The sequence below is a fragment of the Pseudomonas sp. NFACC37-1 genome, assembly GCF_900101575.1.
In the GTDB taxonomy this organism is placed as follows: domain Bacteria; phylum Pseudomonadota; class Gammaproteobacteria; order Pseudomonadales; family Pseudomonadaceae; genus Aquipseudomonas; species Aquipseudomonas fluorescens_AA.
On sequence record NZ_FMUZ01000008.1, the window covers coordinates 121,017 to 133,874 of the forward strand.

General features: G+C 61.7%; 11 protein-coding genes. 3 read left to right on the forward strand and 8 right to left on the reverse strand.

Annotation, left to right across the window (positions count from 1 at the left end):
• Positions 1-11: 11 nt before the first annotated feature.
• The 7 genes from BLP82_RS12140 to BLP82_RS12170 all read right to left on the reverse strand — a co-directional run bounded on the left by BLP82_RS12140 (position 12) and on the right by BLP82_RS12170 (position 7,314).
• Positions 12-1,625, reverse strand: coding sequence for an EAL domain-containing protein (locus BLP82_RS12140; protein WP_092168011.1), 1,614 nt, complete (start codon positions 1,623-1,625; stop codon positions 12-14).
• A 75-nt stretch (positions 1,626-1,700) separates the two neighbouring features.
• Positions 1,701-2,480: an N-acetylmuramoyl-L-alanine amidase gene (locus BLP82_RS12145; protein ID WP_092167853.1), complete on the reverse strand. Its 780-nt coding sequence runs from the start codon at positions 2,478-2,480 to the stop codon at positions 1,701-1,703.
• A gap of 103 nt (positions 2,481-2,583) precedes the next feature.
• The gene (locus BLP82_RS12150) at positions 2,584-4,647 is read right to left on the reverse strand and encodes a GGDEF domain-containing protein (RefSeq protein ID WP_092167858.1); all 2,064 of its coding nucleotides are present in this window, start codon (positions 4,645-4,647) and stop codon (positions 2,584-2,586) included.
• Positions 4,644-5,522: an endonuclease/exonuclease/phosphatase family protein gene (locus BLP82_RS12155; RefSeq protein ID WP_092167863.1), complete on the reverse strand. Its 879-nt coding sequence runs from the start codon at positions 5,520-5,522 to the stop codon at positions 4,644-4,646. Before BLP82_RS12155 ends, BLP82_RS12150 begins: the two co-directional genes overlap by 4 nt.
• Before the next feature lie 15 nt (positions 5,523-5,537).
• Entirely contained in the window at positions 5,538-6,179 is a 642-nt protein-coding gene (locus BLP82_RS12160) for a thiol:disulfide interchange protein DsbA/DsbL (protein ID WP_092167867.1), read from the reverse strand.
• 186 nt (positions 6,180-6,365) lie between these two features.
• Positions 6,366-6,977 (reverse strand): c-type cytochrome, encoded by a 612-nt coding sequence (locus BLP82_RS12165; protein WP_060739880.1) that lies wholly within the window; start codon positions 6,975-6,977, stop codon positions 6,366-6,368.
• Between the two features lie 46 nt (positions 6,978-7,023).
• Positions 7,024-7,314, reverse strand: coding sequence for a c-type cytochrome (locus tag BLP82_RS12170; protein WP_003196231.1), 291 nt, complete (start codon positions 7,312-7,314; stop codon positions 7,024-7,026).
• 191 nt (positions 7,315-7,505) lie between these two features.
• Between BLP82_RS12170 and yihA the strand changes: the two genes are divergently transcribed.
• Positions 7,506-8,147, forward strand: coding sequence for a ribosome biogenesis GTP-binding protein YihA/YsxC (gene yihA / locus BLP82_RS12175; RefSeq protein WP_003196227.1), 642 nt, complete (start codon positions 7,506-7,508; stop codon positions 8,145-8,147).
• Positions 8,148-8,571: 424 nt separating this feature from the next.
• On the opposite strand, the gene polA is transcribed toward yihA, so the two are convergent.
• Positions 8,572-11,340 carry a DNA polymerase I gene (gene polA, locus BLP82_RS12180; RefSeq protein WP_092167871.1) on the reverse strand — a complete coding sequence of 923 codons (2,769 nt, stop codon included), beginning with the start codon at positions 11,338-11,340 and terminating at the stop codon, positions 8,572-8,574.
• A 74-nt stretch (positions 11,341-11,414) separates the two neighbouring features.
• Here polA and BLP82_RS12185 point away from each other — a divergent pair, with 74 nt between their 5' ends.
• Together BLP82_RS12185 and BLP82_RS12190 are read left to right on the forward strand one after the other, a co-directional pair.
• Positions 11,415-11,702 carry a DUF2782 domain-containing protein gene (locus tag BLP82_RS12185; RefSeq protein ID WP_018602771.1) on the forward strand — a complete coding sequence of 96 codons (288 nt, stop codon included), beginning with the start codon at positions 11,415-11,417 and terminating at the stop codon, positions 11,700-11,702.
• Between the two features lie 59 nt (positions 11,703-11,761).
• Complete coding sequence (locus BLP82_RS12190; protein ID WP_092167876.1) at positions 11,762-12,712, forward strand: homoserine kinase; 951 nt, start codon at positions 11,762-11,764, stop codon at positions 12,710-12,712.
• Positions 12,713-12,858 lie beyond the last annotated feature (146 nt).

Here is a 12,858-nt window from a genome sequence, read left to right on the forward strand (position 1 = left end):
CCTGGGGAGACCTAGGCTTCATCATCAAGACGACGTCCACGCAGGCGTCGGCCACGGGTAATCAATTCGATGAGCTGGACCGCGCTGAGGGCATGGGCGAACAGCCAGCCCTGGCCAAACCTCACCCCTTCGCTGCTCAAATAAGAGGCCTGGGCTTCATGCTCGATGCCTTCGGCGATCACCTTGAGCTGCAGCGCGTGGGCCATGCGGATGATGTGCGGGGCGACGCCGCTGCTAGCGGCATCGTGGCCCAAGGCGTCGATGAAGGCCTTGTCGATTTTCAGGCAGTCCACCGGCAGGGTTTGCAGGTAGGCCAGGCTGCAATAACCGGTTCCGAAATCGTCGATCAGCACCTGATGCCCCACGTCGCGCAGCGATTGCAGGTTATCCCGGGCAACCAACACGTCGATCAGCCCGCGCTCGGTCACTTCGAAGGCGATCTGGTGCGCCGAGACCCGATGCAACGCCAGCAGGCGAGCGATCACTTCGCCAATACGCGGCACCATCACATCGCAGGCCGCCAGGTTGACCGAGATGTACAGCTGCGGATTGGCTCGCAACAGCTGGCCCAATTGATCGAACAGCCGCTGCAGCACGAAGTCGGTGATCTGGCGGATCTGCCCGGTGTTCTCGGCCATCGGGATAAACAAGTCCGGGCTGGTCAGGGTGCCGTCCGGTCGGCGCCAACGCAGCAAGGCTTCGGCACCGACGCAGTTGCGGCTGTCCAGGTCGAAAATCGGCTGGTACAGCACCTGCAATTCACCGCGCCGGATGGCCCCGTGCAGTTCGGCGTCCATGGACTGGCGATGGCGCGCCAGCAGAAACACCTGGAAACCAATCCCCAGGCCCAGCACCAGGCTGATGGGCAGCATCCACCAGGCATTGGCCGGGATCTTGAAACCGTTGCGCTGGGCGATCAGCACCAGTTGATATTCCGGGCTGTCGGTGGGCATCCGATAAATCAGCCGGGTCTGCGTCACCTGCAAGGCATTCTGGCTTTTCGGTGGCCAAGGCTCTGTGGGCGGCCAGTATTGTTGGGTGCCCAACACGGGAATGGCCCGCGTGCCGTGGTCCAGGACCACCAGCAGGCTGCTGCCCGGTGGCAGGTCGACCACGTCGGCCAAGTGCCCCCGGGAGGTGGCGACTCGGAAATTGCCACGGCCCAGCATCAACGCAGCGCGGTCTTCGTTGGGTTCGGTGGTGGTATTGAGCCAATAGCTGTAGGTCGGGCCTCGAAGATCGGGCGGACGGGCCACCGACAACCCGCTTTGGCGCGGACGATTGGAACAGATGCCGCTGCCATCGATGTACACCGCTTCATAAACGAAACGGTAATTGAAGCTGACCTCTCGCAAGGTCGCGATCATGTCATCGTCGCAACCGCGCAACGGCTGGTTTTGCAGGTCGTCGAGGCTTTCCCGCAATTGCCCGAAAAGCTGTTCCAGCCGTTGCAGGAAGCGCTCGCCCTGGGCATTCATCTGATCACTTTCACGCTGCTGGATCTGCTGCACGACCACGAACAGACTGCCCGTCAGCAGTAGGAAGGTACTCAGGGCAGCCGCCATCATCGCCAGGAACAGGGGGCGATGGAGCCAGCTCTGTAAGGTTTCGCGGGCAGCCGTCATCATCGGTAATCCGAAAGTTACCAATGAGTTATAGCTTCTGATTTGAATTTGGCCCGATTCGTCGGACGGGCGTCATTATTTTGTCTGGTTGAGCACCTGCAGAATCGCCGCGCTTTGCGGGTCCGGCATGCCATCGAAGCGGGTCGGCCGGTAGTGCATCTGAAAAGCGGCCAGCACGTGGTGGGTGGCTACGTCCCATTCCCCGGTCTGGGGCGTCGGGTAGCCCAGGCGGGCCAGCTCGGCCTGGAACCAACTGGCAGGCGGTAGCTGCGTTGCGAAGAAAACCTGCTGGCGTGCGACGGCCTGCTCATCCGGCCACACCCCCAAGCCCGCTTGCGCCAGACGCTTCCAGGGGAACAGCGGCCCCGGATCGAGCTTGCGCAGGGGCGCGATGTCGCTGTGGCCGATGATGCTGCGCGGGCTGATCCCGTTGCGCTGGATGATGTCCTTGAGCAAGACGGTCAAGGCCTGGACCTGAGCTTCGCTGTAGGGATACCAGAGGCGCCCGGTGGGCGTGTCGACGAAACCCGGATTGACGATTTCGATACCGATGGAACTGGAATTGAGCCAGGTCCGGCCTTCCCATTCACTTTCCCCGGCGTGCCAGGCACGCCGGCTTTCGTCCACCAGCTTGTAGATGGTCGCGTCTTTATCGTCGCCAATCAGGTAATGGGCACTGACTTCGCCATGGGTCAGCAGGGCCAGTGAACGCTCCAGGGACGCCGAGGTGTAATGCACCACCACGAATTGGATGCGGTTGTCATGGTTGACGGAGGGGTGACTGGTGTCGAACCGAGGGCCGCTGGTGCAGCCGGCCAGGATAAATAAAGAAACAATGAGCGAGAAAAATTTCATGGCGGAGGGCATTACGCGCTGGAAGTAATGCAACAGTGTAACGTATCGCCCCGCGATGATCCGGTGCGCGGGACGATATTAAACAAATTGGAACAATTAGCCCTCAGCCCAGCTCTACCCGGTTGCGTCCGGCATTTTTGGCCCGGTAGAGCGCCTGATCGGCTCTTTTAAGCACCGAATCGCTGTGTTCGCCCGGCTTGAAAGCCGTCATGCCCACCGATACCGTTACCGTCACCGGTTCGCCCTTGAAATGAAACGGGCAGGCTTCGATAGCCAGACGCAGCGCCTCGGCCAGCTTGGCCCCAGCCGCCAGGGGGGTATCCGGCACCAGCAGGACAAACTCCTCGCCACCAAAACGCGCAATGAAATCGCCGCCACGCAGGCGTTTGCGCAGGACCGACGCGATCAGTTTCAACACCCGGTCACCGGCCAGATGGCCGTAGTTGTCATTGATGCGCTTGAAATGATCGAGATCGAGCATGGCCAGCAGCAAGCTGTTGCCGTGCTGTTGCCACTGGACGACTTCATGCTCCAGACGCTCGGACCAGGCGGCGCGATTGGGCAACCCGGTGAGCGGATCGACCAGTGCCTTTTGCCGCTGTTCCTCGAGATTTTCCCGCACGACCTGGGCGTCCTGCTCCATCAGCGCGACGCGATCGGCCAGGCTTTTGAGGCGCGCCGAGACCTCCTGCTCGCGTTGATCTCGTTGCCGGCGATGCTTGTCCATTGTCCCGAGCAAGCCTTCGAGGTGATTCTCGAGCACCTGCTTGAGGCCTTCCAAGTCATCGGCTTGTTGCACGCTGCTTTGCAGGCCGTCCACCTGTTCGCGAATCTGGGTGTCCATTTCCCGGGAGGCCGAGAGGTTGTCGGCGTGGTCTTCACTGGCGGCCTGCAGGCTGCTCTGGAAGGACTCGAGACGATCATTGAGGCGCTGCAGGTACGCTTCGAATTCATGCTGGCCGGTGTCGGTGATGGCCAGCATCAACACCGCCAGATCATCGAGGATCGGCAGCAATTCGTACCAGTTCAAGCCATTTCGCAGCCGCTCACCCATGGCTTCGGCTTGTGGCCGATGACGCTCGGGCAAGGTCAGGTCGCCCAACAGGCCCAGCAAAGTGTCTTCGATGTGCTTGGCGACCGAGCTGTAGGACGGTTCCGGCGAGTCGGGCAGGGCGTATTGGGCGTCAGCCAAGTCGGCGGCGGCCAAAGGCTCGTCTGGCTCGGCTTCAGCTGGAGGCGGCGAGGGGTCGGGGAGGGCCTTTGGCACCTCTTCGGACATCAGCTCATCGGGATTTTCCAGGGCGGGTGCCGCTACAGGGATTTCGTCGACGACCACCGCTTGCAAGGGGGCTGGCTCGGCGGCTTCGCCCGGCTCGCTGATCGGCTGAGCCACTTCGGCTGCTGGTGCCGGAGCGGGCGTCGGCGCGGGATCGGTCTGCGGTGTAATCTGGTCGACCGGTTCGGGCGTTGCCTCCAACGTGGGTGCTTGCTCCGCTACCGATGGTGCTGGTGCTGGTGCTGGTGCTGGTGCGACGGATGCTGTGTGGACTGCCGGCTCAACGACTACTGGCAAGGCCGTGTCTGCCGGGGGCGCCACGTTGGCCTGGGCTGGCTCGTGAGGCTGGGGCGGCACGCCCTCATGGCCTTGGCCACCAAACAGCCGTTGCAGCAATCCGGGGCGGCTCGGTTCGACAGGAGCGTCCAGGACCCTCAGTGCCTTGCCTTGCAAACCGCTCAATTCGCTGAGCAGCAGCGGAATCTCCCGGGCCTGGCCGACCCGCTCTTCCAACTGCTTGGAAAACTTCTTCAGGGGCCGGCTGACTTCTTTCGGCAGCGGCAGGCTTTGCAACTGGGCCACCAGGGCCGTCAATGCAGTGCTCATCTGCTCAATCCGGGTTTCGCGGCGCTGCTCGGAATCGAGTACGGCTTTCTCCAGGCGCGGCAGCAGGGCGGCGAGGCCGGCGTCAATGTCATCGGTGCGCACCACCTCGCGCATCTCTTTCATGCATTGGTCGACGACCCGATCAGTGCCCTCGGCGGCCAGGGTGCTGCGCACCAGGCCACGACGCAACAAGTCGAGCCGAGCATCCCAACGGCGCTCGAGCTTTTCCTGCTGTTCGATGCTCTTGAAGTATTTCTCTCTCCAGCGTTCGGCGTCGTCGCTCATTCATCGGATCCGCGAGGGGCAGTACTCAGCGTGGGGAGAGCATCGGCCGTGAGCGAACCCGGCAAACGAATTTCTACCGCGACCGGCAGGTGATCGGAAATGGGTTGGGCCAACACCTCGACGCGTTCGAGGGTCAGGGTCGGGCTCAACAGGATATGGTCCAGGCAGCGCTGGGGGCGCCAGCTGGGGAATGTCGCTTCCAGTTGTGGTGCGAGCAGACCGAGATCGCGCAGGGGCGAGGTCTGCAACAGGTCGGTGGCGTGGGTGTTCATGTCACCCATCAGTATCTGGTGCTTGTAGCCGCCGATCAGCTCGCGAATGTACGCCAGCTGCATCGTCCGGGTCCGCGCCCCGAGCGCCAGGTGCATCATGACCACGACCAGCGCTTCCGGACCTTCGCCGAAACGCGCAAGAATCGCCCCGCGCCCCTTGGGGCCCGGCAGCGGATGGTCCTCGATCGCCCAGGGACGCAAACGACTCAATACGCCATTGCTGTGCTGGCCGAGACGTCCGAGGTTGCGATTGAGTTGTTGGTACCAGTAGGGGAAGGCGCCCAATTGGGCCAGGTGTTCCACCTGATTGACGTAGCCTGACCGCAGGCTCCCGCCGTCGGCCTCTTGCAGGGCCACCAGGTCGAAGTCCTTGAGCAGGTCGCCGATTTTCTGCAGGTTGCCGGCACGCCCGGTATGCGGCAGCAGATGTTGCCAGCCGCGGGTCAGGTAATGCCGATAGCGTTCGGTGCTGATGCCCACCTGGATATTGAAGCTGAGCAGCCGCAAGCGGCTGTCGCCAGGCAGGCCCGTGGACGTGACATGATGCTCGTTGACCCGAGGTTCATGCAGGCCAACGATGCGTTCGGTACTCCAGCGGGCCATGGGCGTGGGCCGCGCTTAGTTGGCGGCAGCCTTGGTGGCCGCTCGCTCTTTGGCAATCAGTTGGTCGGCCAGTTGCAGCGCTTGTTCAGCACCGCCGGCAGAGCCGATGTCAAAGCGATACTTACCGTTGACGATCATGGTCGGTACGCCCGTGATCTCGTATTTCTTCGCCAGCTCACGGGCCTTCTTGATCTGGCCCTGGATGGCAAAGGAGTCGAAGGTGGCCAGGAACTTGTCCTTGTCTACGCCTTGGGTCGCCAGGAAGTCCGCCATGTCTTCTTTCTTGACCAGTTTCTTGCCTTCTTTCTGGATCGCGTTGAAAACGGCAGCGTGAACCTTGTGCTCGACGCCCATGGCTTCGAGGGTCAGGAACATCTGGCCGTGGGCGTCCCACGGGCCACCGAACATGGCGGGGATGCGCACGAAGTTGACGTCAGATGGCAGTTTCTCGACCCATGGGTTGATGACCGGCTCGAAAGCGTAGCAATGCGGGCAGCCGTACCAGAACAACTCCACGACTTCGATCTTGCCAGGCGCCGCCACCGCAACGGGGTTGGTCAATTCGACATAGGGTGCGGCGGGCTTTTCAGCCGCTTGGGCAGTCATGCCGAACAGGCTGGCGGCGACGAGCGCGGCGCTGATGATCAGATTACGCATGCTTTACTCCTGGACAATGAGGGGGCCTCGCAAGACCTGTTTCTAAGACAGACCGTGGCGGGTTCAAGTTCTCTAGTGTAACGGCAGCGGCCACAAAAAAGGGCGGCCAAAGCCACCCTTTTGATGCTCGCATCGACAGATTAATCGAGCGTTAACGTTGCAAGAGGTGTATCCCCCCCAACGGCCTTAGTGCAAGCCCTGGATGTAGGCGGAGACTGCCGCGATATCTTCGTCGCTCAGCTTCTTGGCAATGCTCTGCATGGGCTTGGTGTCGCCATCGTTGGTCCGGCCGCCTTCTTCTTTGCGGAAGTCGGCCAGTTGCTTGCCGACGTACTGGGCATGCTGGCCGCCCAGGTGTGGGAAACCGGCAGCGGCGTTGCCTTTGCCATCCGGGGAGTGGCAACCGGTGCAGGCTGGCAAGCCTTTGTCGAGGTTGCCGCCGCGGAACAGCGCTTCACCGCGAGCCACGAGTTTTGGATCGGCAGCACCGACGCTACCCTTCTGGCTGGCGAAATAGGCCGCGATGTCCGCCAGGTCCTGATCGCTCAGGTTGGTCAGCAGGCCGGTCATTTCCAGCACCGTGCGCTTGCCGGACTTGATGTCGTGCAGTTGCTTGTTCAGGTAACGCTCGCCCTGGCCCGCCAGTTTCGGAAAGTTGGGCGCCATGCTATTGCCATCCGGGCCGTGGCAGGCCCCGCATACGGCGGCCTTCGCCTGACCGGCAGCGGCATCGCCAGCGGCGTGGGCTACGCCGGATATCCCCAAGGTCAACAGCAGACTCACGATCAGTTTGTTCATCAGCTAATCCAACTACGGCTAAGGGTTAAAGAGTTATGGACCGGGTTTACTCGCTCATCCACTGGATGATGGCTCGGTAATCCTCGGCACTGCAGTCCATGCACAAACCACGCGGCGGCATCGCCTTGAAACCCTGGGTCACGTGTTGCACCAGCGTCTCCATACCTTTCGCCAACCTCGGCGTCCAAGCTTCCTGATCGCCCTTGCGGGGCGCCATGGGGAGTTGGCCGGAATGACAGGCACCACAAACACGGTTGTACACAGCTTCCGGATCCTGTGTAGCCTGAGCGCTGTAAAGCGGCATCAAGACACCGGCAGCTAGCAGCCATTTCGTCATAAAACGACCTTTTCAGGGTTGGGAACGAGCTGCGTTCTAATGCGCAATTTCGGTCGGTCGCTCCCGTGAGCTTCATCCTACGCTGGGACAAAGCGCACACAAAATCTGCGGCATTATATACTGGCGTCACTGAAACGGAAACGACACAGCTTGCCGCGTCCATTCCCGACGCCGCCCACATCGGAAATCCCATGCAACTGAAGAACCCCATCCTTGGCCTGTGCCAACAGTCCACCTTCATGCTCAGCGCCGCCAAAGTCGATCAATGCCCAGACGACGAAGGCTTCGAAGTGGCTTTTGCCGGGCGTTCCAACGCCGGCAAATCCAGCGCGCTGAACACCTTGACCCATGCGAGCCTGGCACGCACCTCGAAAACCCCGGGTCGCACGCAGCTCTTGAACTTCTTCAAGCTAGACGATGAACGGCGTTTGGTCGACCTGCCCGGCTACGGCTACGCCAAGGTCCCGATCCCGCTCAAGCAACACTGGCAGCGCCACCTGGAAGCGTACCTGGGCAGCCGCGAGAGTTTGAAAGGCCTGATCCTGATGATGGACATTCGCCATCCGATGACCGACTTCGACCTGTTGATGCTCGATTGGGCGGTCGCCAGCGGCATGCCGATGCACATCCTGCTGACCAAGGCCGACAAGCTCACCTACGGCGCGGCGAAAAATACCTTGCTCAAAGTGCAGTCGGAAATTCGCAAGGGCTGGGGCGACGCGATCACCATCCAACTGTTCTCGGCGCCCAAGCGCATGGGCCTGGAAGAAGCCTACACGGTGCTGGCCGACTGGATGGAATTGGCGGACAAGGGCAGCGAAGAGGCCGAATAAGCCAAATCGCAGGCAAAAAAAACCCCGGACTTCTTATGGGGAGGGGGAAGTTCGGGGTCCAAGTTCCGGACCGCTAGGGCGGGGTCCAGATATCTGCCAACACTTAACACAACATAGGAGCATTGAAGGGCTTCACCAGCCATTCAGAATCTCTGAGTGGCGATTCACGGGTTTAGTTCAGATTATTTTTGGAAATAGCCTTAGGAATTTTCCGAACTAACGAACCGGATGATCCGATGCGGCGAGGGAATTTATCCCCGTTGGGCTGCGCAGCAGCCCCAAAAAGGCTGAAAGCAATCAGCCTGACACACCACGGCCACGGGTCTTAGGGCCGCTGCGCAGCCCAGCGGGGATAAATCCCCTCGCCACAGGGTTCAACCTGTCCCCGCTCCAAACAGGTCCGTTCAATTCCAGTTGTTACGACTCAGTGCGCCTCATCCCAGTTATTGCCCACGCCCACTTCCACCAACAGCGGCACGTCCAGCGTGGCCGCGGTGCTCATGTGCTGGCGGATTTCTTCGCGTACCTGATCGACCAGGTCTTCACGTACTTCCAGCACCAGTTCGTCGTGGACCTGCAGGATGACCTTCGCATCCAGCCCGGACGTCGTCAGCCAACGATCCACAGCCACCATGGCTTTCTTGATGATGTCAGCCGCCGTGCCCTGCATCGGCGCGTTGATGGCGGTGCGCTCGGCACCTTTGCGCAGGGCCGGGTTTTTCGCGTTGATGTCCGGCAGGTACAACCGGCGACCGAAAATGGTTTCGACAAAACCTTGCTCGGCCGCCTGGGCGCGAGTGCGCTCCATGTATGCCAGCACACCCGGGTAGCGAGTGAAGTAGCGGTCGATGTAGGCCTGGGACTGCTTGCGATCGACGCCGATCTGCTTGGCCAGGCCGAACGCGCTCATGCCGTAGATCAAACCGAAGTTGATCGCCTTGGCGCTGCGGCGCTGGTCATGGGTAACCGCGTCCAAATCGACGCCGAACACCTCGGCGGCTGTGGCCCGGTGCACGTCCAGGTCATTACGAAATGCATGAAGCAACCCTTCGTCCTTGGCCAGGTGCGCCATGATCCGCAGTTCGATTTGCGAATAGTCCGCCGCCAGCAGCTTGTAGCCTTTCGGCGCGACGAACGCCTGGCGGATGCGTCGGCCTTCGGCCGTGCGAATCGGGATGTTCTGCAGGTTCGGGTCGATGGATGACAGGCGCCCGGTCGCGGCGACGGCCTGCTGGTAATTGGTGTGGACGCGGCCGGTGCGGCTGTTGATCTGTTCCGGCAGGCGATCGGTGTAGGTGCTCTTGAGCTTGCTCAGGGAGCGATACTGCATCAATACCTTGGGCAGCGGGTAATCCTGCTCCGCCAGCTCGGCAAGCACCGCTTCGGCGGTGGACGCCTGGCCCTTGGCGGTTTTGCTGAGCACCGGCAAGCCGAGCTTTTCGTACAGGATCACGCCCAATTGCTTCGGCGAACCCAGGTTGAATTCCTCGCCGGCGATGGCAAACGCCTCACGCTCCAGTGCCACCAGTTTTTCCCCCAGCTCGACACTCTGTACACCCAGCAGGTTGGCATCGACCAACGCCCCCTGGCGCTCGATGCGCGCCAGGACCGGCATCAGCGGCATTTCGATGTCGTTGAGCACCGTGCCCAGGCTTGGCGTGGCCGCCAGTTTTTCCTGCAGGGCCTGGTGCAGGCGGAAGGTCACGTCGGCGTCTTCGGCGGCGTAAGGGCCGGCCAGTTCCAGGGAGATCTGGTCGAAGGTCAGTTGCTTGACCCCTTTGCCAGCGATGTCCTGGAAATCGGTCTTGCTCTGGCCCAGGTACTTGAGCGCCAGGCTGTCCATGTCGTGGCGGGTCGCGGTGGAGTCCAGCACGTAGGATTCGAGCATGGTGTCGAAGGCGATGCCCTGGACCAGGATGCCGTTATTCTGATCGCCACCGATGGCGCAGTTGGCCAGGATGTTGGTTTCGAACTTGGCGTGCTGGCCGATCTTGAGCTTGTTCGGGTTTTCCAACAGCGGTTTGAGCGCCGTGAGCACCGTGTCGCGGTCCAGTTGTTCCGGCACGCCCATGTAGGAGTGGGTCAGCGGGATGTAGGCCGCTTCAAACGGGGCAACGGCGAACGACAAGCCCACCAGTTGCGAATGCTGGGCATCGCCGCCGTTGGTTTCGGTGACGAAGGCAAACAGCGGTGCCTTGTCCAGTTTCGCCAGCAACGCCTCGAAGCGCGCCTGATCGAGGATGACCTCGTACTTGGCCTCGGCCGCGCCAGGCTGTTCTTCGGCCACTTCGACGATCTCCTGGCCGGCACGCTTGGCGTCCCGCTGGTTTTCCTCGAACCAGCTCTTGAACTCCAGCAGGGTGTACAGCTCGGCGAGTTTCTCGTGATCCGGCGCGCCCATCTGCAGGTCGTCGAGACCGACATCCAACGGCACGTCGGTCTTGATGGTCGCCAGCTCGTAGGAAAGAAACGCCATTTCCTTGTGCTCTTCAAGCTTGGCGGCCAGGGTCTTGGCGCCACGGATCGGCAAGGTGGCGACGATGTCCAGTTGCGCGTACAGCTCGGTCAGGCCGCCATTGACGCCCACCAGCAGGCCGGAAGCGGTCTTCGGTCCGATACCCGGAACACCCGGGATGTTGTCGGACGAATCGCCCATCAGCGCCAGATAATCGATGATCTGCTCTGGAGCGACGCCAAACTTCTCCTTCACGCCAGCCACGTCCAGGGCGCTACCGGTCATGGTATTGACCAAGGTAATGTGCCCGTCGACCAACTGCGCCATGTCCTTGTCACCGGTGGAAATCACCACCGGACGGTCGGCCGCCGCGCTGCTGCGGGCCAGAGTGCCGATCACGTCATCGGCTTCGACGTTGTCCACGCACAGCAGCGGGAAGCCCAGGGCCTTGACGCTGGCATGCAGCGGCTCGATCTGCACGCGCATGTCATCGGGCATGCTCGGGCGGTTGGCCTTGTATTCAGCGTACAGCGCATCGCGAAATGTCCCACCCTTGGCGTCGAACACCACGGCGAACGGACTGTCCGGATACTGCTTGCGCAGGCTCTTGAGCATGTTCAACACGCCTTTGACCGCACCGGTCGGCAGGCCTTTGGACGTGGTCAGCGGTGGCAGCGCGTGGAAGGCGCGGTACAGATAAGAAGAACCGTCCACCAGGACGAGGGGGGCTTGGCTCATGAGCAGGATCAACCTTTTCGGCGGGTCCGGGGCTAGAATAGCGGGACCGTTGACGACAAAGGGACAAGGTTATCATGCGTACACTAAATCGCCTGTTACTGGCTGGCTTGTTTGCAATCACCCCGTTGGCCGTCATGGCGGCGGACGACGCACCCTCGGCGGACCCGGATGTCACCATCCGCACCGAAGGCGATAAAACCATTCAGGAGTACCGGCAAAACGGATTTTTGTACGCGATCAAGGTCACGCCCAAGAACGGCAAGCCTTATTTCCTGGTACGCGCCGATGGCACTGATGCAAACTTCATCCGCTCGGACCAGCCGGATATGCTGATCCCTTCGTGGAAAATCTTTGAGTGGTAGCCCCACTCTGCACTTCAACCGGCGCCCGCTGAAGGGCGCCCGTACTGGCAGTTTTAACCATGTCTGTGTTCACGCCCCTGGCTCGGCCCGAGCTGGAAACCTTTCTCGCCCCTTACGGGCTTGGCCGTCTGCTTGATTTCCAGGGGATCGCCGCCGGCAGCGAAAACACCAATTTCTTCATCAGCCTGGAGCAGGGCGAATTCGTCCTGACCCTGGTCGAGCGCGGCCCGGTGCAGGAAATGCCGTTCTTCATCGAACTGCTGGACGTGCTGCATGACGCCGACCTGCCGGTGCCTTACGCCTTGCGCACCACCGACGGCGTCGCGCTGCGGGAGCTGGCGGGCAAGCCGGCGCTGCTGCAACCGCGCCTGGCGGGCAAGCACATCAAGCAGGCCAACGCGCAGCATTGCGCCCAGGTCGGGGAGCTGCTGGCGCATCTACACTTGGCGACCCGCGACAATATGATCAAGCGCAAGACCGATCGTGGCCTGGACTGGATGCAGGAGGAGGGCGCCAAGTTGCTCTCGCACCTCGACGCCGAGCCGCGTCGGCTGCTCGAAACGGCGCTGGATGAAATCGCGCAGCAGAAGGTTGGCATCCTGGCGCTGCCGCGCGCCAACATCCATGCCGATCTGTTCCGCGACAATGCGATGTTCGAAGGCACGCACCTGACCGGGCTGATCGACTTCTACAACGCCTGCTCCGGGCCGATGCTGTATGACGTCGCCATCGCCTTGAATGACTGGTGCTCGGATGACAACGGTGTGCTCGATGGCCCGCGGGCGCGGGCATTGCTGGGTGCCTATGCGGCGCTGCGGCCATTCACCGCCGCCGAGGCCCAGCTATGGCCAACCATGCTGCGCGTGGCGTGCGTGCGGTTCTGGCTGTCGCGGTTGATCGCCGCCGAGTCGTTCGCCGGGCAGGATGTGTTGATTCACGATCCGATGGAGTTCCAGCAGCGCTTGGCGCAGCGGCAGACGGTTCACGCGTTGTTGCCGTTCGCCCTGTAACAGCAGGCAAGCGCGAAGCGGCTGCTCTTGTGGCGAGGGGATTTATCCCCGTTGGGCTGCGAAGCAGCCCCATGCTTTGGATCTGACGGACCGCGGCGGAAGTTGCTTCTTGGGGGCCGCTGCGCGCCCCAGCGGGGATCAATCCC

Bases quoted from the DNA above. Each gene is read 5' to 3' on its own strand.
- BLP82_RS12160 (WP_092167867.1), bottom strand. From the start codon at position 6,179: ATGCGTAATCTGATCATCAGCGCCGCGCTCGTCGCCGCCAGCCTGTTC.
- BLP82_RS12150 (WP_092167858.1), bottom strand. From the start codon at position 4,647: ATGAGCGACGACGCCGAACGCTGGAGAGAGAAATACTTCAAGAGCATC.
- BLP82_RS12165 (WP_060739880.1), bottom strand. From the start codon at position 6,977: ATGAACAAACTGATCGTGAGTCTGCTGTTGACCTTGGGGATATCCGGC.
- polA (WP_092167871.1), bottom strand. From the start codon at position 11,340: ATGAGCCAAGCCCCCCTCGTCCTGGTGGACGGTTCTTCTTATCTGTAC.
- BLP82_RS12145 (WP_092167853.1), bottom strand. From the start codon at position 2,480: ATGAAATTTTTCTCGCTCATTGTTTCTTTATTTATCCTGGCCGGCTGC.
- BLP82_RS12170 (WP_003196231.1), bottom strand. From the start codon at position 7,314: ATGACGAAATGGCTGCTAGCTGCCGGTGTCTTGATGCCGCTTTACAGC.
- BLP82_RS12140 (WP_092168011.1), bottom strand. From the start codon at position 1,625: ATGACGGCTGCCCGCGAAACCTTACAGAGCTGGCTCCATCGCCCCCTG.
- BLP82_RS12155 (WP_092167863.1), bottom strand. From the start codon at position 5,522: ATGGCCCGCTGGAGTACCGAACGCATCGTTGGCCTGCATGAACCTCGG.
- BLP82_RS12185 (WP_018602771.1), top strand. From the start codon at position 11,415: ATGCGTACACTAAATCGCCTGTTACTGGCTGGCTTGTTTGCAATCACC.
- yihA (WP_003196227.1), top strand. From the start codon at position 7,506: ATGCAACTGAAGAACCCCATCCTTGGCCTGTGCCAACAGTCCACCTTC.
- BLP82_RS12190 (WP_092167876.1), top strand. From the start codon at position 11,762: ATGTCTGTGTTCACGCCCCTGGCTCGGCCCGAGCTGGAAACCTTTCTC.